Annotated in this window: 21 protein-coding genes; 8 read left to right on the forward strand and 13 right to left on the reverse strand. The window is 50.5% G+C overall.

From position 1 onward, the window contains the following. Positions 1-81: 81 nt before the first annotated feature. The 4 genes from glmM to rlmE form a co-directional block, all read right to left on the reverse strand. Positions 82-1,419, reverse strand: a complete 1,338-nt coding sequence (gene glmM / locus Dpoa2040_RS00520) for a phosphoglucosamine mutase (protein ID WP_146411572.1) — start codon at positions 1,417-1,419, stop codon at positions 82-84. 8 nt (positions 1,420-1,427) lie between these two features. Next, positions 1,428-2,261 (reverse strand): dihydropteroate synthase, encoded by an 834-nt coding sequence (gene folP / locus Dpoa2040_RS00525; RefSeq protein WP_168639927.1) that lies wholly within the window; start codon positions 2,259-2,261, stop codon positions 1,428-1,430. Between the two features lie 117 nt (positions 2,262-2,378). Further along, the gene (gene ftsH, locus Dpoa2040_RS00530) at positions 2,379-4,334 is read right to left on the reverse strand and encodes an ATP-dependent zinc metalloprotease FtsH (protein WP_146411577.1); all 1,956 of its coding nucleotides are present in this window, start codon (positions 4,332-4,334) and stop codon (positions 2,379-2,381) included. 47 nt (positions 4,335-4,381) lie between these two features. Further along, positions 4,382-5,011, reverse strand: coding sequence for a 23S rRNA (uridine(2552)-2'-O)-methyltransferase RlmE (rlmE, locus tag Dpoa2040_RS00535; RefSeq protein WP_168639929.1), 630 nt, complete (start codon positions 5,009-5,011; stop codon positions 4,382-4,384). Positions 5,012-5,170: 159 nt separating this feature from the next. On the opposite strand from rlmE, the gene yhbY reads away from it, so the two are divergent. Next, positions 5,171-5,464 carry a ribosome assembly RNA-binding protein YhbY gene (gene yhbY / locus Dpoa2040_RS00540; protein WP_168639931.1) on the forward strand — a complete coding sequence of 98 codons (294 nt, stop codon included), beginning with the start codon at positions 5,171-5,173 and terminating at the stop codon, positions 5,462-5,464. Between the two features lie 122 nt (positions 5,465-5,586). On the opposite strand, the gene greA is transcribed toward yhbY, so the two are convergent. Further along, positions 5,587-6,063, reverse strand: a complete 477-nt coding sequence (gene greA / locus Dpoa2040_RS00545; protein ID WP_042868502.1) for a transcription elongation factor GreA — start codon at positions 6,061-6,063, stop codon at positions 5,587-5,589. A 266-nt stretch (positions 6,064-6,329) separates the two neighbouring features. On the opposite strand from greA, the gene dacB reads away from it, so the two are divergent. Beyond that, a complete protein-coding gene (gene dacB / locus Dpoa2040_RS00550; protein WP_168639932.1) occupies positions 6,330-7,763 on the forward strand; it encodes a serine-type D-Ala-D-Ala carboxypeptidase in 1,434 nt (477 codons plus the stop codon). A gap of 100 nt (positions 7,764-7,863) precedes the next feature. On the opposite strand, the gene cgtA is transcribed toward dacB, so the two are convergent. The 4 genes from cgtA to rplU all read right to left on the reverse strand — a co-directional run bounded on the left by cgtA (position 7,864) and on the right by rplU (position 10,943). Further along, positions 7,864-9,039 carry an Obg family GTPase CgtA gene (cgtA, locus tag Dpoa2040_RS00555; RefSeq protein WP_042868498.1) on the reverse strand — a complete coding sequence of 392 codons (1,176 nt, stop codon included), beginning with the start codon at positions 9,037-9,039 and terminating at the stop codon, positions 7,864-7,866. A 256-nt stretch (positions 9,040-9,295) separates the two neighbouring features. Continuing rightward, positions 9,296-10,240, reverse strand: coding sequence for a DMT family transporter (locus tag Dpoa2040_RS00560; protein WP_168639933.1), 945 nt, complete (start codon positions 10,238-10,240; stop codon positions 9,296-9,298). 114 nt (positions 10,241-10,354) lie between these two features. After that, complete coding sequence (rpmA, locus tag Dpoa2040_RS00565; RefSeq protein WP_012771136.1) at positions 10,355-10,612, reverse strand: 50S ribosomal protein L27; 258 nt, start codon at positions 10,610-10,612, stop codon at positions 10,355-10,357. A 19-nt stretch (positions 10,613-10,631) separates the two neighbouring features. Then, a complete protein-coding gene (gene rplU, locus Dpoa2040_RS00570) occupies positions 10,632-10,943 on the reverse strand; it encodes a 50S ribosomal protein L21 (RefSeq protein WP_016943772.1) in 312 nt (103 codons plus the stop codon). A 258-nt stretch (positions 10,944-11,201) separates the two neighbouring features. Between rplU and ispB the strand changes: the two genes are divergently transcribed. After that, entirely contained in the window at positions 11,202-12,173 is a 972-nt protein-coding gene (ispB, locus tag Dpoa2040_RS00575; protein ID WP_042868494.1) for an octaprenyl diphosphate synthase, read from the forward strand. A gap of 1 nt (position 12,174) precedes the next feature. Here ispB and Dpoa2040_RS00580 read toward each other — a convergent pair whose 3' ends face one another. Together Dpoa2040_RS00580 and Dpoa2040_RS00585 are read right to left on the reverse strand one after the other, a co-directional pair. Then, a complete protein-coding gene (locus tag Dpoa2040_RS00580) occupies positions 12,175-12,555 on the reverse strand; it encodes a DNA-binding protein (RefSeq protein WP_042868493.1) in 381 nt (126 codons plus the stop codon). Between the two features lie 226 nt (positions 12,556-12,781). Further along, positions 12,782-13,168, reverse strand: coding sequence for a DNA-binding protein (locus Dpoa2040_RS00585; protein WP_042873760.1), 387 nt, complete (start codon positions 13,166-13,168; stop codon positions 12,782-12,784). Positions 13,169-13,356: 188 nt separating this feature from the next. Between Dpoa2040_RS00585 and Dpoa2040_RS00590 the strand changes: the two genes are divergently transcribed. Beyond that, a complete protein-coding gene (locus Dpoa2040_RS00590; RefSeq protein WP_146411580.1) occupies positions 13,357-13,638 on the forward strand; it encodes a helix-turn-helix transcriptional regulator in 282 nt (93 codons plus the stop codon). Positions 13,639-13,710: 72 nt separating this feature from the next. Here the strand turns inward: Dpoa2040_RS00590 and mdh are convergent, their stop codons facing one another. Further along, entirely contained in the window at positions 13,711-14,652 is a 942-nt protein-coding gene (gene mdh / locus Dpoa2040_RS00595; RefSeq protein ID WP_168639934.1) for a malate dehydrogenase, read from the reverse strand. A gap of 492 nt (positions 14,653-15,144) precedes the next feature. Between mdh and argR the strand changes: the two genes are divergently transcribed. Next, positions 15,145-15,615: a transcriptional regulator ArgR gene (gene argR, locus Dpoa2040_RS00600; RefSeq protein WP_042868486.1), complete on the forward strand. Its 471-nt coding sequence runs from the start codon at positions 15,145-15,147 to the stop codon at positions 15,613-15,615. Between the two features lie 50 nt (positions 15,616-15,665). On the opposite strand, the gene tsaD is transcribed toward argR, so the two are convergent. Further along, a complete protein-coding gene (gene tsaD, locus Dpoa2040_RS00605) occupies positions 15,666-16,679 on the reverse strand; it encodes a tRNA (adenosine(37)-N6)-threonylcarbamoyltransferase complex transferase subunit TsaD (protein ID WP_168639967.1) in 1,014 nt (337 codons plus the stop codon). 227 nt (positions 16,680-16,906) lie between these two features. Between tsaD and rpsU the strand changes: the two genes are divergently transcribed. From rpsU to rpoD, 3 genes are all read left to right on the forward strand, one after another. After that, complete coding sequence (rpsU, locus tag Dpoa2040_RS00610; RefSeq protein WP_001144069.1) at positions 16,907-17,122, forward strand: 30S ribosomal protein S21; 216 nt, start codon at positions 16,907-16,909, stop codon at positions 17,120-17,122. Between the two features lie 127 nt (positions 17,123-17,249). Further along, positions 17,250-19,004, forward strand: coding sequence for a DNA primase (gene dnaG / locus Dpoa2040_RS00615; protein WP_168639935.1), 1,755 nt, complete (start codon positions 17,250-17,252; stop codon positions 19,002-19,004). A 156-nt stretch (positions 19,005-19,160) separates the two neighbouring features. Then, entirely contained in the window at positions 19,161-20,996 is a 1,836-nt protein-coding gene (gene rpoD, locus Dpoa2040_RS00620; protein WP_168639936.1) for an RNA polymerase sigma factor RpoD, read from the forward strand. The last annotated feature ends 91 nt before the right edge of the window (positions 20,997-21,087 follow it).

A 21,087-nucleotide genomic window follows, 5' to 3' on the forward strand; every position in this document is an offset into this window, starting at 1 on the left:
TTCACGTTATTACTATGTCGGTGACAGGCCCGACAGCCTGCCACCTTTCAACGAATTGGTATTGCGAATTGGTATTGCAGCCTAACCCGCTGCTTTTACCGCATCTGCAATGTGGTTTGCCATCTGCGTTACCGAAGCTTCATCTTCTCCTTCAACCATTACCCGGATTAAAGGCTCAGTACCGGACTTACGCAGTAATACCCGGCCACGGCCAGCCAGTTGTACTTCTACGGTTTGAGTAGCCTGTTTCACTGCCTCACTTTCCAATGGGTCTCCCTCTCCAGAAAAGTGCACATTAACCAGGACTTGCGGGAATAATTTCATGCCACTGCAGAGATCATGAAGACTCATATGGTTGCGAACCATAGCAGTCAGTACCTGCAGGCCAGCAATAATGCCATCACCTGTAGTGGTTTTATCTAACAAAATAATATGACCTGAGTTTTCAGCCCCCAGACGCCAGCCTTTTGACTGCATCAGTTCCAGCACGTAGCGGTCCCCCACTTTGGCACGGGCAAACGGAACCCCTAGCTGTTTTAACGCTACTTCCAGACCCATGTTGCTCATCAGCGTGCCAACCGCACCTCCACGAAGCTGCCCCTGACGCAGCGCTTCACGAGCAATGATATACAGGATCTGGTCGCCATCCACTCTATTGCCCTGGTGGTCAACCATGATCAGGCGATCACCATCACCATCAAACGCCAGGCCCACATCAGCCTTTTCAGACAATACACGTTCCTGAAGTTGGGTAACATCGGTAGCACCACACTGCTCATTGATGTTCATCCCATCCGGCTCACAACCTATAGCTATCACCTTGGCACCGAGTTCTCGCAATACGCTGGGGGCAATGTGATAGGTCGCGCCATTGGCACAATCCACTACGATTTTGAGACCATTAAGGCTCAGTTCACTGGGAAAAGTGCCTTTACAAAATTCAATATAACGTCCGGCAGCATCAACGATACGGCTTGCCCTACCTAACTCTGCCGATTCTACGCAGGTCAACGGTTTCTCCATTTCCGCTTCGATAGCTTCTTCTACTTCGTCCGGCAGCTTGGTGCCATCAATCGAAAAGAATTTGATGCCATTATCGTAATAAGGGTTATGCGAAGCCGAAATGACTATCCCAGCTTCTGCACGAAAAGTTCGTGTCAGATACGCTACGGCAGGTGTGGGCATAGGACCGGTGAACGATGCAGATAACCCGGCTGCGGCTAAACCGGCTTCAAGCGCAGACTCCAGCATATAACCGGAAATACGGGTATCTTTACCGATAATGATTTTTCTGGAACCATGGCGTGCCAGAACCTTGCCGGCAGCCCAGCCCAACTTCAGTACAAAATCAGGCGTAATCGGCAGGTCACCCACCTTGCCCCGAATACCGTCAGTGCCAAAATATTTACGGCTACTCATAGTTGTTGTTATTCCTTCGCTGATAGAGTTGCTTCGACTACACGTATTGCATCCACTGTCGCTTTCACATCATGGACACGGATAATATGAGCTCCTTTCATAGCGGCAATGACGGCACATGCCACACTGCCATGAACACGTTCAAGCGGCGGCACGCCCAGCAATTGTCCAATCATGGTTTTTCTGGACATACCAACCAATAGCGGTAAACCGAAGCGATGCAATGCTTCCAGCTGCGCCAGCAGTCGGTAATTGTGCTGCAGATTCTTGCCAAATCCGAACCCAGGATCCAGCAATAACTGATCGCGCGGCATACCCGCAGCAACACAACGAGTGATATGTTGCTCAAAAAAAGCCATTACCTCAGCGACTACATCGTCGTAATGCGGGGTATGTTGCATCGTTTTTGGCAGTCCCTGCATATGCATCAGGCAAACTGGCAGACCCGTTGCCGCTGCTGCCTCCAGAGCACCGGGTTCGCTAAGCGCCCGCACATCATTGATCAAATGCGCCCCAGCTTGCGCACTGGCGGTAATTACCTCCGGTTTGGACGTATCGACCGAAATCCAGGTTTCAAACCGCTGTGCTAAAGCTTCTACTACCGGCACGACGCGCTCCAACTCTTCTTCCGTGCTGACATCATCAGCTCCTGGGCGGGTGGATTCTCCCCCCACATCAATGAAAGTGGCACCTGCGGAGATCATCTGCTCGGCATGGATCAAAGCAGCATTCAACGTATTGTGTTTACCGCCGTCAGAAAAAGAGTCCGGAGTTACATTCAGGATCCCCATAACTTGAGGACAGGAGAGATCCAGCGTCAAGCCGCGTGCATTCAATTTCATGTTTTGTGTCTCAGTGCTTTTAGTTGGTACGCCCTTCTGGAGTAAAAAACCCCGGCAAGCCGGGGTTTGAGGGAGTCGGCAGCCAAGGTAAGGGCTGTCACACCATAAACGATATACTTACTTGTCGTTCAAAGGCCCGGACATCGTATTGCCCGGTGTCGGCGTATGAGGTTCATCCCCTGTTGTTGTCGGCGCTTTAGGGGCACCGCCATTGTCAGACGAAGAAGAGTTATTGCCCGGCGTCGGATCTTCCCAGCCAGCAGGCGGACGAACATCCTTACGTGACATCAGATCATCGATTTGTGGCGCATCGATCGTTTCATACTTCATCAATGCGTCTTTCATCGAGTGCAGAATGTCCATATTCGACATCAGCAATTCACGGGCGCGCTGGTAATTACGCTCGATCAGTGCCTTCACTTCCTGATCGATTATGCGCGCCGTTTCATCCGACATATGCTTGGCTTTAGCCACAGAGCGGCCAAGGAATACTTCACCTTCCTCTTCCGCATACAGCAAAGGTCCGAGTTTTTCCGAGAACCCCCACTGAGTCACCATGTTACGCGCAATAGACGTCGCCACTTTGATGTCGTTAGACGCACCGGTAGAAACATGCTCCGGCCCGTAGATGATTTCTTCAGCCAGACGACCACCGTATAGCGTAGAAATCTGACTTTCCAATTTCTGACGGCTGGCGCTAATCGCATCGCCTTCAGGCAGGAAGAACGTTACACCCAACGCACGACCACGCGGGATGATAGTCACCTTATGCACGGGATCATGCTCAGGCACCAACCGACCGATAATAGCGTGACCCGCCTCGTGATAAGCAGTGGACTCTTTTTGTGCTTCGGTCATGACCATAGAGCGACGTTCTGCCCCCATCATGATTTTGTCCTTGGCTTTTTCGAACTCCACCATCGAAACCACACGGCGATTGCCACGAGCCGCAAACAACGCAGCCTCATTCACCAGATTGGCTAAATCAGCGCCGGAAAAACCAGGCGTGCCACGTGCGATAACGGAAGCATCGATATCCGGCGACAGCGGCACACGGCGCATATGAACTTTCAAAATCTGCTCACGCCCACGCACATCCGGCAAACCAACCACTACCTGTCGGTCAAAACGACCGGGACGCAGCAACGCCGGGTCCAGCACATCAGGACGGTTAGTCGCAGCGATGACGATGATGCCTTCGTTGCCTTCAAAACCATCCATCTCAACCAGCATTTGGTTCAGCGTCTGCTCACGTTCGTCATGACCACCGCCCAAGCCAGCGCCACGCTGACGGCCCACAGCATCAATCTCATCGATAAAGATGATACAAGGCGCGGCTTTTTTGGCCTGTTCGAACATGTCTCGTACACGAGAGGCACCGACACCCACAAACATTTCCACAAAATCGGAACCGGAAATGGTGAAAAACGGCACCTTGGCTTCACCGGCAATGGCTTTCGCCAACAACGTTTTACCAGTCCCCGGCGGACCAACCATCAGTACGCCTTTAGGAATTTTACCGCCCAGTTTCTGAAAGCGGCTCGGTTCTCGAAGGTATTCAACCAGTTCGGCAACTTCTTCTTTGGCTTCATCACAGCCCGCCACATCAGCGAACGTGGTTTTAATCTGGTCTTCAGTCAGCATCCGTGCCTTGCTTTTACCAAACGACATGGCACCTTTGCCGCCCCCCCCCTGCATCTGGCGCATAAAGAAAATCCAGACGCCAATCAGCAACAGCATTGGGAACCAGGAGATGAAGATCGAAGCCAGCAGGCTCGGCTCTTCCGGCGGTTCACCAACCACTTTTACATTTTTGGTCAGAAGGTTATCCAGCAGTTTAGGATCGTTGACAGGGATGTACGTGGTGTAGCGACTGCTGTCTTTTTTGACAACATTGATCTCGCGCCCATTGATACGTGTTTCACGAACCTGATCCTGATTCACTTCAGTTAAAAAGGTTGAATAATCCACCCTACGGCCATTCGACTCGCTGGGCCCAAAGCTCTGGAACACGGACATCAACACAACCGCGATGACCAACCAGAGAATCAGGTTTTTCGCCATGTCACTCAAGGGATTAACCTCATATTACAACTGTATTAAAAAATAGCGTCAGGTTACTACAGTTTACGGCCTGTCGCTACAATGTACACCTCACGTGATCGGGCTCGCGAGGCATCAGGCTTACGAATCTTTACCGTCGTAAACAGGGAACGAATCTCGCGTAGATACTCATCGAAGCCCACACCCTGAAATACTTTCACTACGAAACTGCCTCCCGGCGCTAATATATCCCGGCACATATCCAGCGCAAGCTCAACCAGATACATGGATCGGGGAATATCCACCGCCGGAGTACCGCTCATGTTCGGGGCCATGTCGGACATCACCACCTGAACCTTATCGTCTCCAACCCGTTCCAGCAGGGTCTTGAGCACTAATTCATCACGAAAATCCCCTTGAAGGAAATCGACTCCAACAATAGGATCCATCGGTAAAAGATCGCACGCGATAATGCGCCCTTTTCCACCAATCTGGCTGACGACATACTGAGACCATCCACCTGGCGCCGCCCCCAGATCCACCACGGTCATACCGGGTTTGAACAGCTTGTCCGTCTGCTGTATCTCATCAAGTTTAAACCAAGCGCGTGAGCGAAGCCCTTTTTTCTGCGCCTGCTGTACGTATTTATCGCTAAAGTGTTCCTGCAGCCAGCGACTGGAACTTGCAGAACGCTTTTTGTTAGCCATCGATTTTCCAACTATGATTTTTTCTAACTAGTGTTAATTAAGATGCCAGCGGCGGAAAACGCGTCTCAACGACAGCCAATCAGTATAGCCGGATTGGTGATAATCATGAGATGGCGTTAGAATGTTCCGTTTTCAATCCTAACCTAAGCAAAAAAGACAATGAATCTGAGTAACAAACAAAAACAACACCTGAAAGGGCTGGCTCATCCGTTAAAACCCGTCGTCATGCTGGGCAACAACGGCCTTACTGAAGGTGTGCTGGCCGAAATCGAGCAAGCTCTGGAGCATCATGAACTGATCAAGGTGAAAATCGCCACTGAGGACAGAGAAACCAAAGAGCTGATTGTCGATGCCATTCTGCGCGAAACCGGTGCCAGCAATGTCCAGGTTATTGGCCACACCCTAGTGCTATATCGTGCGTCAAAAGAACGCAAGATTGTGTTGCCTCGATAACATTTTCGGTTCAGGTTACCTTGTTTAGCAGCAAGGTTCCATGACGTGCTGGTGAGAAAAAAGGCCGACATCGGCCTTTTTCCTTTCTTTACAATCTGAATGGCGTTTTACTTACTCGCCAATCAGAGGTATTCAACCTTCAGAATTTCGTACTCCACCACACCACCCGGTGTGCTGATCGCCACGACATCATCTTCTTCCTTGCCAATCAAACCACGAGCAATCGGTGAATTAACCGAAATGAGGTTTTGCTTGAAGTCTGCTTCATCGTCGCCCACGATGCGGTAAGTCTGTTCTTCTTCAGTATCCAAATTCATCACGGTCACCGTAGCACCAAAGATGACACGCCCATTGGCCGCCATTTTGGTGACGTCAATGACCTGAGCGTTAGATAGTTTGGCTTCAATTTCCTGAATCCGGCCTTCACAGAATCCTTGCTGCTCACGGGCGGCATGGTATTCCGCATTTTCCTTCAAATCGCCGTGTTCGCGTGCCTCGGCAATCGCTGCAATAATTTCAGGCCGACGCACCGACTTCAGGAAGTCCAGCTCTTCGCGTAACTTTTCAGCACCACGCAACGTCATCGGAAATTGTTTCATATCGTCACCACCTCTAAAAAAATCCGTACGGCTCACGTTACCGTCATCCTGACACGATAAAATCACCTGCGACGGAATGTTTCAATGCCAGTGCACCCTGACAATTTAAACAAAAACCGCCTTACCCGGAACATGACTTCCAGGCCAAAGGCGTTTTTGCATTTTGATACGCATTTTACCCCAGAGTTCCGCGAGGGTCATCGTTTACTTTATCCCTTGATGCGCCGTAGTATGACCACCACGTTACCCTGTACTTAATTGAGATTATGCGTTTTTTATCGACTCTGCCCAGTTTTGCCTGCGCAATTGCACTACATGCCAACGCAGCCCCCATTGATGAGTACACCAAATATCTGCCTGATGGAGCCAATCTGGCGCTGGTAGTGCAAAAAATCGGCGCTACTGTCCCGACAGTCGATTATCACAGCCAGCAAATGGCGCTACCTGCAAGTACGCAAAAAGTTATTACTGCGCTGGCTGCCTTGTTACAGTTAGGGCCGAATTACCGTTTCGTCACCACGATAGAAAGCAACGGTACAATCGCCGGCGGAGTACTACGCGGTAACCTGGCGGTACGTTTCAGCGGCGATCCCTCGCTGAAACGCCAACAACTTCGCAGCATGGTGCAGGAACTGAAAAAGCAAGGGATCCGAGAAATCAGCGGCGACGTTCTGATCGATACATCGGTGTTCTCCAGTCACGATAAAGCGCCCGGTTGGCCCTGGAACGATATGACCCAATGCTTCAGCGCACCACCGGCAGCGGCGATTGTCGACAAAAACTGCTTCTCCATTTCACTCTATAGCGCCCCAAAAGTGGGAGACAACGCCTTCATTCGCGTGGCGTCGTATTATCCGGTACACATGTTCAGTGAGGTTCGTACCTTGCCCAAAGGTTCGCCGGACTCGCAGTATTGCGAGTTGGATGTCGTACCGGGCGAACTCAATCGCTTCACCGTCACCGGTTGTCTGACACAACGAGCTGAGCCGTTACCATTAGCATTCGCCATTCAGGATGGCACAAGCTATGCCGGCGCGATTGTGAAAGACGAACTGCAACAGGCAGACATTCGCGTCGTCGGCAGCCTGCGGCGACAGACATTAGCGGGTAAAACCGGCACAGTATTGGCGCAAACCGAGTCGGAGCCACTGCATGACTTGCTGACCACCATGCTGAAAAAATCCGACAACATGATTGCCGATACCGTATTTCGCACGATTGGGCATGAACGCTTCAAGGTTCCCGGCACCTGGCGCGCCGGTGCAGACGCTGTGCGCCAAATCCTGCGCCAGAAAGCGGGAATTGACCTGGGTAATACCATCATCGTTGACGGCTCAGGATTATCCAGGCACAACCTGATCGCGCCTGCAACCATGATGCAGGTATTGCAATACATCGCTCAGCACGATAATGAATTGAATTATATCAAGATGCTGCCACTAGCCGGCTATGACGGGACATTACGCTATCGCGCAGGTCTGCATGAAGCGGGACTCGATGGCAAAGTCTCAGCCAAAACCGGCGCGCTACAAGGGGTGTATAATCTGGCGGGATTTATCACTACCGCCAGCGGCCAACGCATGGCTTTCGTACAGTATCTTTCTGGTTATGCCGTACCGCCGGAAGATCAAAAAGAGCGCCGCATTCCGCTGGTCCGTTTCGAAAGCCGTGTTTACAAAGACATCTACCAAAACAATTAGTCGGCGATAAAAAAATCCCTTATCTGCTTTATGCAGATAAGGGAAACATGTACAACTAACAAGCAAACTTTTCAGCTAGTGGCCGGATGGCAGTACCAGATTAACGCTGATAAACGATTTCAACACCTTCGTCGTCATCTTCATCCCAGTCGTCGTCCCACTCTTCTTCAGCTTCAGCCTTGGCGGCTTCCAGCTGTTCGCGGTGGTAGTCATCCCACATGAAGTCAACTTTTTCAGGCGCCTTGTTCTCTACTTCGGCTAACGCTTTCGGCTGAGTCTCAAGGAAATTCATTACATCCCAACAGAGGGCATTTACCCCTTCCCGGTTGGCCGCGGAAATCAGGTAGTATTTACCTTCCCAGCCCAGCGCCGACGCGATTGCTTTCGCGCGTTTTTCAGCCTCGCCTTTCTCCAGTAGATCTACCTTGTTGAATACCAGCCAGCGCGGTTTTTCCGCCAGAGAAGCGCTGTATTGCTGCAATTCATTAACGATCACTTTAGCATTTTCGATAGGATCGGATTCATCAACCGGAGCCAGATCGATCAAGTGCAGTAGTACGCGGCAACGTTCCAGATGTTTCAGAAAACGGATCCCAAGCCCCGCTCCTTCGGAAGCACCTTCGATAAGCCCAGGTATATCCGCCACGACAAAGCTTTTCTCGCTATCCATACGCACAACGCCCAGACTCGGCACCAGCGTAGTAAACGGATAATCTGCCACTTTCGGTTTAGCCGCAGACACCGCACGGATAAAGGTCGATTTCCCGGCGTTCGGCAACCCTAACATGCCGACGTCCGCCAGCAGCAACAACTCTAGCAGCAACTCACGCTCTTCGCCCGGCGTACCGTTGGTTTTCTGCCGTGGCGCACGGTTGACAGAGGATTTGAAGCGGGTATTCCCCAACCCATGCCATCCGCCTTTGGCAACCAGCAGTTTCTGCTGATTACGAGTCATATCACCCAATACTTCGCCCGTGCTTTTATCCAGCACGCGAGTACCAACCGGCACTTTAATCGTAATATCTTTGCCGCGTTTACCCGTGCAGTCACGGCTTTGGCCATTCTGGCCGCGTTCCGCACGGAAACTTTTCTCAAAGCGATAATCAATCAGGGTATTAAGGTTTTCATCCGCCAGCAGATAGACATCGCCGCCGTCGCCGCCGTCGCCGCCATCAGGCCCACCATTGGGAATATATTTTTCACGGCGGAAGCTGACACAGCCATTGCCACCGTCACCCGCAACCACCAGAATCGTGGCTTCATCTACAAACTTCATGAACTGTCTCCGCAAAAACCAATAAGAGAATGACCGACGCGTTTGAATAATTTATTGGTTCTCTTTGGCTCAACGAATAGGGTTGATGACAGATAACCGCAGTATGCCACCTGCCACTGAAAAACCGACGCATCAGAACCGTTCCGATAAAAGGGCGCTGATTGTACCTGCTTGGCGAAAGGATTTCACCTGTATTAAAAATAATCAGCCCTTATCTACTTCGCCATTCACCCCCACAACACGATGACCGCCACCGCTACAACATCGGATGTCTGGCACGTTTTGATGCGATAAGACGGTGTCCAATTGCTGAGAACATCGCACCAGCCACGACCACAAAGGCCCCAACGTATCCCAACAGATTAAGTGCAGGCGCAGCAAATACTGATGGCCAGACTAATGACAGCAGATCAGAAAAAAGCAATGTAAACAATGGCGTCAAGGTGATAATGGTACTCACCTGAGCAGCCTGCCAGCGAGCCATGGCCTCAGCCAACGCACCGTAACCAACCAGCGTATTCGCACCGCAAAACAACAGGCAAGCTAATTGCCAGCCGGTTAACTGAAACAGTGTGCCCGGTTTAGCCCAAGGTGTAATAAACAACACACAGAGCGCGTAGAGCAAAAAAAGCAGTTGCTGTGACGTCAGGCGACGTAGCAATACCTTTTGTGCTACGCCATAAGCAACCCATACGGTAGATGCTGCCACACCCAGCAAGATCCCGAAGGTATAATCCGTCAGACGGGTAAACAACTCCACCAGGCTGTTGTTGAAAAACATCAACAATCCACAGACCAATATTCCGGCACCGATAACCTGATTGATACGCATCTTCTCTTTTAGGATAACGACGCTGGCGACCATCAATCCTACCGTCGACAACTGTCCGATCACCTGTGACGCGGTCGGGCTGAGGTATTGCAACGAAGAGCTGAACAGCACGAAGTTGCCCAACAACCCTCCTGTTGCGATCAGCAGCAAAATCCACCAACGTTGATGATCGAACGCCTGCGGTTTTGGCAACGCATCTTTACTGTACAAGAAAATGCCCAACCCGACAGACGCAATCAAAAAACGATACCAGACAATGGTATAAGGCTCCATCGTCACCAGAACCTGTTTCATCGCAATTGGCAGCGCCCCCCAACATATAGCCGTGGTAAGTGCCAGACCAAACCCGATACCAGCATTCTGTTTCATCACGTCACCTGTTTTTATTGGTTTCTTTATCGTACGCGAGCTTATCGTGCAATATAAATGTAAAAAGCCCCGCAACAAGTGCGGGGCTTTACAATTAAACCTGATACCGAAAAATTACTCAGCAACAATGCTGATATATTTACGGTTGTTCGGGCCTTTAACTTCGAATTTGACTTTACCGTCAGACAGAGCAAACAGGGTGTGGTCTTTACCACAGCCTACGTTGCTGCCGGCGTGGAACTTGGTGCCACGCTGACGAACGATGATGCTGCCAGCCAGAACTGATTCACCGCCGAAGCGTTTTACGCCAAGACGTTTGCTTTCTGAGTCGCGGCCGTTACGAGTAGAACCGCCAGCTTTTTTGTGTGCCATTAATCCGCTCTCCTAAAACTTAAGCGCTGATGCCGGTGATTTTCACGTCAGTGAACCACTGACGATGGCCAGCCTGCTTACGGTAGTGTTTACGGCGACGAAACTTAACGATTTTAACTTTCTCGCCACGACCATGAGCAACAACTTCAGCCTTGATTTTGCCGCCATCGACGAAAGGAACACCGATTTTGACATCTTCACCATTGGCAACCATCAGCACCTGGTCAAACTCAACAGCTTCACCGGTTGCGATGTCCAGCTTTTCCAAGCGAACGGTCTGGCCTTCGCTTACTCGGTGTTGTTTACCACCACTTTGGAAAACTGCGTACATATAAAACTCCGCTTTCCGCGTGCTTCCTTGAATGATGTGAAGCGCGCTATAAATATTCACAATAGGGCGCGAATTCTACGCAAAAAACCTACTGATGACAAGCGCAGAATCAATCAATGTGAAGAAAAAGGATACAACCTCTGAACTGCCGTTTATCTGTGCCGTTTTTCAAGTACAATCGAACTTAACGTTCCCTTTTCAATGCCGATATCCTCATTATTTTCACGGCAAAACAGAAGCAATCAGTTGGCAGAAACAATGAACTTAGAGCAAATCACAGCGTTAAGCGCACAAGATATGGCCGCCGTCAACCAGACCATACTGGATCAGCTAAACTCTGACGTTGTCCTGATTAATCAGTTAGGAAATTACATCATCAGCGGCGGTGGTAAACGTATCCGTCCGATGATCGCGGTGTTGGCAGCCAGAGCACTGAGCTATCAGGGTGATAAACACATTACTGTCGCGGCGCTGATTGAATTTATCCATACCGCCACACTCCTTCACGATGATGTGGTCGATGAAAGTGACATGCGCCGTGGAAAAGCTACGGCGAATGCCGCATTCGGCAATGCCGCAAGCGTACTGGTCGGCGACTTTATTTATACTCGCGCCTTCCAGATGATGACCAGTCTGTCTTCACTGCGTGTCATGTCGTTGATGTCTGACGCTGTTAACGTTATTGCTGAAGGCGAAGTGCTCCAACTGATGAACTGTAACGATCCAGACATTACGGAAGAGAGCTACATGCGGGTGATTTACAGCAAAACAGCCCGGTTATTCGAAGCGGCAGCGCAGGCTTCAGCCATTCTTTCAGGTGCCAGTAACGATCAGGAATTAGCACTGCAAGAATATGGCCGGTACCTGGGCACCGCTTTCCAACTGATTGATGATTTACTCGACTACAGCGCTGACGGCCACACGCTGGGAAAAAATACCGGCGATGACCTGAATGAAGGTAAGCCTACGCTACCGTTACTCCATGCTATGCACCACGGCAATGAAGAACAGCGCATCATGATCCGTCAGGCGATTGAACAGGGTAATGGCCGCCATTTGCTGGAACCGGTGCTAGCGGCCATGCAGTCCTGCGGCTCCCTTGCCTATACCCGACAGAGAGCAGAAGAAGAAGCCGATAAAGCCATCACCGCTATTCAATGCCTGCCTGCTAGTGATTTTCGCACCGCGCTTGAAGGTCTGGCTCATCTCGCGGTGCAGCGCGACTTCTAAATCACTCTTCTTTTTTGCTTCTGTATTCCTGTGGCCCGTTTTCCAGGCGGGCCAATATCCCCACCGCTCCTTCACGCAGGATATGCCCGATCAAGCGGGTACGCTCTTCCACAGAAAGCTGGTGGTAAATCTGCATCCAGGTACACTCCTGCACGCTTGACGATGTTCCCGTTATATTGTCAGGCGGCGCTTCCCGCATCAGCGTAGTTTTCACCTCTTCCGGCAGGCTCCAGATAGCGTATTCGACGCCTTTGCCCTGTACACCTTTGCGACGCCGTCTTTCCCAACCATGCTCCTTCGCCTTTTTATTCAGTCCTTGACGAGATCTCGGTAATCCAGCCACACCTAACAGCTCATTGGTTGTAAACCATGTTTTTTCCATTATTAATTCTCCCTTTCATCTCTTTCCTGATACGAATACATAATCAGATGACAAAAATATCGATTACGTTTCCATATAATAGACTAATTTTAGTCAAACGACTAACGCCATAGCGTTAAAGGCCGAATTAATTATGATCAGAAAAATTCCGCAGGAAGAAATCAGGCGAAAGAATAAGAGAAAGCCATTCCACAATAGTACAAACGGGAATGGCTCAGTCGGACGCTTAATCAGAAAAATCTTTTATCAAAGTAGCGCTCACCATATTGGCAAGGCCCAGTTGCTTCAACGTAGAAGACACGCCTTCGCGCATGATATACGCAATCAATTTTTCCCGTTCCGGGACGGACAACTGATGATAAATCTGAATCCAGACAGACAACATGTCTGACGGCTTTGCAGAATATTCACCTGACGTTTCCTGCATCAGCAGCGTTTGCTGAACAGACTGAGGCAAGCTATGGATAGAATATTCCACCCCCCTTCCTTGTACACCTTTACGGCGACGCTTTTCCCAACCATCTTCTCGGGCCCGCTTATTCAATCCTTGCCGTGATTTAGGGAGTCCGCCGATACCAACCAATTCGCTGGTCGCAAACCACTCTTTTTTCATGTCCTTTTCATCCCGATAGTGATACTCGTTGCTCATTCAGATCCATTTGGAAATTAATTTGGAAATATTAAGGAAATTGGTGCTATATTATTTCCAAATAATGGCTTTTGGTTAGCTAAACCATTCACCATTAGCTGTTAGTTATACCATTAATACGCTGTCGTCTTAATAGCAATAAGGGAAGGATTATGAATTCAAGGAAAAATGACTGGCATCCCGCCGATATTATTGCGGCACTGAGAAAGAAGGGGACAACGCTGGCTGCCGTATCACGTGGTGCCGGGTTGAGCTCTTCCACGCTAGCCAATGCCTTATCCCGTCCATGGCCGAAAGGCGAATGGTTAATAGCCGATGCGCTGGGTATTCATCCATCAGAAATATGGCCCAGTCGCTATTATGATCCTGAAACACAGGAACTACTCGACCGCAAAAAACTGATCCGTCCACAATCGGATCCACAACCCGAATAATACTTCTGGCAAAAGAAAGGCCGGAGAATATACTCCGGCCCCATCAGCAATACGGGCTATACACGAAGGTAATTATTGCTTGTTAACGAACTCTTCGCCCAACACGATATCCTGCTTCAGAGTATCCAGCATACTGGTCAGAGCCTGTTGTTCGAACGCGCTCAACGTCCCGATATCTTTACGCTCGGCTACGCCGTTTTTGCCCAGCAACAGCGGTTGTGCAAAGAAACGAGCATATTTGCCGTCACCTTCGACGTAAGCGCACTCAACTACACCGCTTTCACCTTGCAGAGCACGGACCAAAGACAGACCAAAGCGCGCAGCAGCCTGCCCCATAGACAATGTTGCTGACCCACCGCCAGCTTTTGCTTCCACAACCTCAGTACCCGCATTCTGAATACGTTTGGTCAGGTCAGCCACTTCTTGTTCAGTGAAACTCACGCCTGGAATCTGGGACAACAACGGCAGAATGGTAACGCCGGAATGACCGCCGATAACCGGTACTTCAATAGCCTGCGGCTGTTTGCCTTTCAGTTCAGCTACGAAAGTATTCGAGCGGATAATGTCCAGCGTTGTCACGCCAAACAATTTGTTTTTATCATAGACACCAGCCTTTTTCAGCACTTCGGCAGCAATCGCAACCGTGGTATTGACCGGGTTGGTGATGACGCCGATACAAGCTTTAGGGCAGGTACGGGCAATCTGAGAAACCAGGTTACGCACAATTCCTGCGTTAACGTTAAACAAATCGGAACGGTCCATGCCCGGCTTACGCGCAACCCCGGCAGACATCAACACAATATCTGCACCTTCCAGAGCCGGAGTCGCATCTTCACCACTGAACCCTTTGATTTTTACGTCGGTAGGAATATGGCTCAGGTCAACAGCCACCCCTGGCGTAACGGGAGCGATATCATAAAGAGAAAGCTCTGAACCGGAAGGAAGCTGGGTTTTGAGGAGAAGAGCAAGGGCTTGACCAATGCCACCTGCGGCTCCGAGAACTGTAACTTTCATCCTAAACTCCTTATTATGTTAAGTAAAATTACCGTGGATGCGTTTAGTTAAAAACGTTTATGCTCGCGAGAGAAGCCAGGAACCAGACCTGCTTTCAGATGGGCACTACATAGGTCCGCTGCAATCAGTTGGTGCTCAGCGATAACGCACTATGTGATTAATAATAAACTAACAATCTGCCTGATATCTGAAAGGTAATTAAAGTAACAGGCCATTGTGGCGTGCCCCGACATAAGCCCACGACTGATTAACGGGTATGTTACATTACACCTGCAAACAGCCCCCAAACAACATCATTTTGATAACATTTATTTTACTTTTATGTGATGTGGAGCACATTTTCTGACACCCTGGAAAAGTATCGCTCCACCAAACTTATAACCTGTTGCCTCAGTCCAATAATTCGGTTTTATACGCATTCATATTGCATAAAAATTCATTTAAATGCATAATGTTCTTATGTTTTCTATAATTTCCCGGACACGGTGCAGAATGCGTAATCCCACTAAACAAGAAGATCTGGTTAAAGCGTTCAAAGCGCTGTTAAAAGAAGAGAAATTCAGCTCTCAGAGCGAGATTGTACAAGCGTTACAGGACGACGGTTTCGATAACATCAACCAGTCCAAGGTATCTCGAATGCTGACCAAGTTTGGTGCGGTACGTACCCGTAACGCAAAGATGGAAATGGTTTACTGCCTGCCAGCAGAGTTAGGTGTTCCCACCACCACCAGCCCACTGAAAAATCTGGTACTGGATGTAGATTACAACGATGCGGTGGTCGTCATTCATACCAGTCCAGGTGCGGCGCAGCTAATCGCACGTCTGTTGGATTCGCTGGGCAAATCTGAAGGGATTCTCGGCACTATCGCCGGAGATGATACCATTTTCACCACTCCAGCCAGAGGTTTTAGCGTCAAGCAGTTGTATGAAGCCATACTGGTATTGTTTGAACAAGAACTATAATGTCCATTCCGCCCCGTCATATGTTCGGGGCGAAGGAAATAGCCAAAACATCATAATGCGGGCAACTCAGCCAGCGGCCAGCGCGGTCGCACGGTAATACCAAGCTCACCCGTTACCCCATGAGCAAACCGTACTGCCCCCGCATACGCAATCATCGCGCCGTTATCAGTACAAAATTCAGGGCGAGCATAGAACACATCGCCCCCCCGTTTGACCATGATGTCCGCCAGCCGCTGGCGCAATGTCCGGTTGGCGCTCACGCCCCCCGCCATCACCAGTCGACTGAACCCAGTTTCATCAAGCGCACGCCGACACTTAATAGCCAGAGTATCAACGACAGCATCTTCGAACGCACGTGCGATATCTGCTTGTGTCTGCGGATCGTTGCCATTCTCACGGATGGTATTAGCAGCAAAGGTCTTCAAGCCGGAGAAACTAAAATCCAGACCAGGCCGGTCAGTCATTGGTCGGGGAAAGACAAAGCGGCCCACATTCCCATTTTGCGCCATTTTCGACAGCAACGGTCCACCAGGATAATCCAGCCCCAGTAGCTTGGCGGTTTTATCGAACGCCTCACCAGCCGCATCATCAATGGATTCACCCAGCAAACGGTATTCGCCAATACCGGTAACACTGATCAACTGGGTATGACCACCGGAGACCAGCAGCGCGACAAACGGAAACGCGGGAGGATTATCTTCCAGCATCGGTGCCAGCAGATGACCTTCCATATGGTGAACCGGTATGGCTGGCACATTCCAGGCAAACGCCAGTGAGCGCCCCACCGTTGCACCAACCAGCAGCGCCCCCACCAGACCAGGGCCTGCTGTATAAGCGACGCCATCGATATCACCAGGCTGTAGCCCGGCCTCTTTTAGCGCTGCCTGAATCAATGGTACGGTCTTGCGGACATGGTCGCGGGAAGCCAATTCAGGCACCACGCCGCCATAATCAGCATGAAGTTTTACCTGGCTGTAAAGCTGGTTCGCCAGCAGCCCAGCCTGCGTGTCATAAATCGCAACGCCGGTTTCATCGCAGGATGTTTCAATACCCAATACGCGCATTACTGTTTTCACTCTCGGTTACATTAACAGCGACCTGGCAGGCCGCTTGATTCAGGCGGCGCATAGTCTACCATAAGCCCGGCCACAGACGAGCTAACCCACATCGCGCGTTTTATGATCGCTGATGGACTTTACAAACGCGCGCCAGTTGCAGTAGAATTCCGCACCATTTTGAAAAGGCTGGCACAAGGCCAGCAACAAACCGAATTTACTGAGGTGAGAGGCACATGCCGGTAATTAAAGTACGTGAAAACGAGCCGTTCGACGTTGCTCTGCGTCGTTTCAAGCGTTCCTGCGAAAAAGCGGGTGTTTTGGCTGAAGTTCGTCGTCGTGAATTCTATGAAAAACCGACTACCGAACGTAAACGCGCTAAAGCTTCTGCTGTGAAACGTCACGCCAAGAAGCTGGCTCGAGAAAACGCACGCCGCACTCGTCTGTATTAATTTTTGGAGGGTTATCCTCCACCGCGTGATTAATCCGCAGACTTAGCAGTTGCATACGAAGGCCGTGTATTTCCGAAAGGAATGCGCGGCTTGTTGTCGTTTATAAACGTATATAGATAAGGGGCTTATGGCTGGACGTATTCCCCGCGTATTTATTAATGACCTGCTAGCCCGCACCGACATCGTTGACCTGATCGATGCGCGCGTCAAATTGAAAAAGCAGGGCAAGAATTATCACGCGTGTTGCCCGTTCCACCACGAGAAAACCCCTTCGTTCACCGTAAACGGTGACAAGCAGTTCTATCATTGTTTTGGTTGCGGTGCCCATGGCAACGCCATTGATTTCCTAATGAATTATGATCGTCTGGAATTCGTTGAAAGCATTGAAGAACTGGCTGCAATGCATGGTCTGGACGTTCCTTACGAGGCGGGCACCGGCCCGACCCAGCTAGAACGTCATCAGCGGCAAAATTTATACGAGTTGATGGAACAATTAAGCGCGTTTTACCAACATACATTAAACCAGCCAGCAGGCACCCCGGCGAGAGAGTATCTGTCCAGACGTGGTCTGAGCGATGAGATAATCCAGCAGTTCGCCATCGGATGCACGTTGCCAGGGTGGGATAATGCGTTAAAGCGTTTTGGCCGCAACAGCGAAAACAGAACCACATTGACCGATGCCGGCATGTTGGTGACCAATGATAATGGTCGTACTTATGATCGTTTTCGTGATCGGGTGATGTTCCCCATCCGCGACAAACGCGGACGGGTTATTGCTTTCGGTGGTCGGGTGATGGGCGACGGCACCCCAAAGTACCTGAACTCGCCAGAAACCGAGATTTTTCATAAAGGCCGGCAACTGTATGGCTTGTATGAAGCACAGCAGAAAAATCCGGAATTGAAACGGCTGCTGGTGGTCGAAGGTTACATGGATGTGGTGGCGTTGGCTCAGTTTGGCATTGATTACGCGGTCGCGTCGTTAGGAACATCAACGACAGCAGACCATATTCAGTTGCTGTTTCGCGCCACTGATCAAGTCGTGTGCTGTTACGATGGCGACCGAGCCGGACGCGATGCCGCCTGGCGAGCGCTGGAAACCGCGCTACCCTATCTGGATGATGGTCGGCAGTTGCGCTTTATGTTCCTGCCCGATGGCGAAGACCCAGATACGCTGGTTCGTCAGGAGGGTAAGGCTGCTTTTGAACAACGTATTGAGCAGGCGATGCCGCTATCGGCATTTTTGTTCGATTCGCTGTTACAGCAGGTAGACATGAGTACTCCAGACGGACGCACTAAGCTCAGTACGCTGGCTTTGCCCCTTATTGGTCAGGTGCCGGGTGAAACGTTGCGCTTATACTTACGTCAACAGCTTGGTCGTAAACTGGGGCTGCTGGACGACAGCCAGTTGGATCGCCTGTTGCCGAAAACAGCAGAACAAACATCGCACTATCAGCCTCCACGGCTAAAAGTCACAACTATGCGTATACTAATAGGACTTTTAGTACAAAATCCGAGGTTGTCCGCCGAGGTGCCGGAACAGGCATTGGATGGCGTGGAAGAAAACAAAGTTGCAGGGCTGGAGCTGTTTTTAGATCTGGTGAAGACCTGTAACGAAAGCCCAGGCATGAACATGGGGCTGCTGCTGGAGAAATATCGAGAAAGTAAATATCGCAAGCAGCTTGAAACCCTCGCCGCCTGGGACCATATGATTGAAGAGGACGAGCTCGAAGAAAAATTTCGGGTCAGTTTGGCTGAACTCTACGACCAGTTGTTACAGCAACGAATGGATACGCTTATTGCCCGTGAAAGAACGCATGGACTGAGCATGAATGAGCGCAAAGAGTTGTGGTCGCTACAACTGGCGCTAACACGAAAAAACTGATTTCCTGCGGCTTAATTGCCGATAAACAGTAGGGTCGAGCCCTACAGCGTGCCGCTACAGGGGCTGCGGCAAATAAGAAAAATTCCCCTAATGTTATTGTTAGCGATTTACGCTGACCGACACCAACCCAATATTCTGAAGTGTGGATACCGTCTTATGGAGCAAAACCCGCAGTCACAGCTCAAGCTGCTTGTCACCCGTGGTAAGGAGCAAGGCTACCTGACCTATGCCGAGGTCAATGACCATCTGCCGGAAGATATCATCGACTCTGATCAGATCGAAGACATCATCCAGATGATTAACGACATGGGCATCCAGGTGATGGAAGAAGCACCGGATGCCGATGATCTCATGCTGGCCGAGAATACCGCTGATGAAGATGCTGCTGAAGCAGCAGCACAGGTATTGTCCAGCGTCGAATCTGAGATTGGTCGTACGACCGATCCGGTGCGCATGTACATGCGTGAAATGGGTACCGTCGAACTGCTGACCCGTGAAGGGGAAATCGATATCGCCAAGCGAATCGAGGATGGCATCAATCAGGTTCAATGTTCCGTTGCCGAATATCCGGAAGCCATCACCTATCTGCTGGATCAGTATGATCGTGTTGAAGCGGGAGAAAACCGCCTGTCCGATCTGATCACGGGTTTTGTCGATCCGAACGCCGAAGAAGATCTGACGCCAAACGCAGCGCCTGAAAACGCCGAGCTGGCCGATGAAGAAATGGATGACGACGACGACGAGAGCGAAGAAGACGAAGACGACGCCGACGATGACAACAGCATCGACCCGGAGTTGGCACGTCAGAAATTCACCGAACTGCGCGAACAGTACGAGGCGACCCGCCTAAGCATCAAAGCGCATGGTCGCAGTCATCCGTCTGCTATTGACGAAATCAACAAACTGTCTGAAGTGTTCAAGCAGTTCCGTCTGGTGCCAAAACAGTTTGACCTGCTGGTGAACAACATGCGTTCCATGATGGACCGTGTGCGTGCGCAGGAACGCCAGATCATGAAGCTGTGCGTAGAACTGTGCAAGATGCCGAAGAAAAATTTTGTCACGCTGTTTACCGGCAACGAAACCAACAGCAAGTGGTTCGAAGCCGCTCTTTCCATGGGCAAACCCTGGTGTGAGAAACTACGCGAAGTTGAAGACGATGTGCATCGCAGCTTGCAGAAACTGCAACAGATCGAAGAAGAAACCGGCCTGACCATCGAGCAGGTGAAAGACATCAACCGCCGTATGTCGATCGGCGAAGCCAAGGCCCGCCGCGCCAAGAAAGAGATGGTGGAAGCGAACCTGCGTCTGGTTATTTCGATTGCCAAGAAATACACCAACCGTGGTTTGCAATTCCTGGATCTGATTCAGGAAGGCAACATCGGTTTGATGAAAGCAGTGGACAAGTTCGAATACCGCCGCGGCTATAAGTTCTCCACCTACGCTACCTGGTGGATTCGTCAGGCGATTACCCGCTCCATCGCGGATCAGGCGCGCACCATCCGTATTCCGGTGCACATGATTGAGACCATCAACAAACTCAATCGTATTTCCCGCCAGATGTTGCAGGAAATGGGCCGTGAGCCGACGCCGGAAGAGCTGGCTGAACGTATGCTGATGCCGGAAGACAAGATCCGCAAAGTATTGAAGATCGCCAAAGAGCCGATCTCGATGGAAACGCCTATCGGTGACGATGAAGATTCACATCTGGGAGACTTCATCGAAGATACCACGCTGGAGCTGCCGCTGGATTCCGCTACCTCGGAAAGCCTGCGTTCCGCCACCCACGACGTACTGGCTGGCCTGACCGCACGTGAAGCCAAGGTGCTGCGTATGCGTTTCGGTATCGATATGAATACCGACCACACGCTGGAAGAAGTTGGCAAACAGTTCGACGTGACCCGTGAGCGTATTCGTCAGATAGAAGCGAAAGCGCTGCGCAAATTGCGTCACCCAAGCCGCTCCGAAGTCTTGCGTAGCTTCCTGGACGATTAATAAGATTTGTTATCGCTTCCACCAAACCCCCGGTTCCAAGCGGGGGTTTTTATTTTGGTGACGATCATCCCGACTCGCCCATCAGCGATGA

Origin of the sequence: Dickeya sp. CFBP 2040 (assembly GCF_012273755.1) — a bacterium.
Taxonomy (GTDB): domain Bacteria; phylum Pseudomonadota; class Gammaproteobacteria; order Enterobacterales; family Enterobacteriaceae; genus Dickeya; species Dickeya poaceiphila.

Bases quoted from the DNA above. Each gene is read 5' to 3' on its own strand.
- glmM (WP_146411572.1), bottom strand. From the start codon at position 1,419: ATGAGTAGCCGTAAATATTTTGGCACTGACGGTATTCGGGGCAAGGTG.
- folP (WP_168639927.1), bottom strand. From the start codon at position 2,261: ATGAAATTGAATGCACGCGGCTTGACGCTGGATCTCTCCTGTCCTCAA.
- rlmE (WP_168639929.1), bottom strand. From the start codon at position 5,011: ATGGCTAACAAAAAGCGTTCTGCAAGTTCCAGTCGCTGGCTGCAGGAA.
- yhbY (WP_168639931.1), top strand. From the start codon at position 5,171: ATGAATCTGAGTAACAAACAAAAACAACACCTGAAAGGGCTGGCTCAT.
- greA (WP_042868502.1), bottom strand. From the start codon at position 6,063: ATGAAACAATTTCCGATGACGTTGCGTGGTGCTGAAAAGTTACGCGAA.
- dacB (WP_168639932.1), top strand. From the start codon at position 6,330: ATGCGTTTTTTATCGACTCTGCCCAGTTTTGCCTGCGCAATTGCACTA.
- cgtA (WP_042868498.1), bottom strand. From the start codon at position 9,039: ATGAAGTTTGTAGATGAAGCCACGATTCTGGTGGTTGCGGGTGACGGT.
- Dpoa2040_RS00560 (WP_168639933.1), bottom strand. From the start codon at position 10,240: ATGAAACAGAATGCTGGTATCGGGTTTGGTCTGGCACTTACCACGGCT.
- rpmA (WP_012771136.1), bottom strand. From the start codon at position 10,612: ATGGCACACAAAAAAGCTGGCGGTTCTACTCGTAACGGCCGCGACTCA.
- rplU (WP_016943772.1), bottom strand. From the start codon at position 10,943: ATGTACGCAGTTTTCCAAAGTGGTGGTAAACAACACCGAGTAAGCGAA.
- ispB (WP_042868494.1), top strand. From the start codon at position 11,202: ATGAACTTAGAGCAAATCACAGCGTTAAGCGCACAAGATATGGCCGCC.
- Dpoa2040_RS00580 (WP_042868493.1), bottom strand. From the start codon at position 12,555: ATGGAAAAAACATGGTTTACAACCAATGAGCTGTTAGGTGTGGCTGGA.
- Dpoa2040_RS00585 (WP_042873760.1), bottom strand. From the start codon at position 13,168: ATGAAAAAAGAGTGGTTTGCGACCAGCGAATTGGTTGGTATCGGCGGA.
- Dpoa2040_RS00590 (WP_146411580.1), top strand. From the start codon at position 13,357: ATGAATTCAAGGAAAAATGACTGGCATCCCGCCGATATTATTGCGGCA.
- mdh (WP_168639934.1), bottom strand. From the start codon at position 14,652: ATGAAAGTTACAGTTCTCGGAGCCGCAGGTGGCATTGGTCAAGCCCTT.
- argR (WP_042868486.1), top strand. From the start codon at position 15,145: ATGCGTAATCCCACTAAACAAGAAGATCTGGTTAAAGCGTTCAAAGCG.
- tsaD (WP_168639967.1), bottom strand. From the start codon at position 16,679: ATGCGCGTATTGGGTATTGAAACATCCTGCGATGAAACCGGCGTTGCG.
- rpsU (WP_001144069.1), top strand. From the start codon at position 16,907: ATGCCGGTAATTAAAGTACGTGAAAACGAGCCGTTCGACGTTGCTCTG.
- dnaG (WP_168639935.1), top strand. From the start codon at position 17,250: ATGGCTGGACGTATTCCCCGCGTATTTATTAATGACCTGCTAGCCCGC.
- rpoD (WP_168639936.1), top strand. From the start codon at position 19,161: ATGGAGCAAAACCCGCAGTCACAGCTCAAGCTGCTTGTCACCCGTGGT.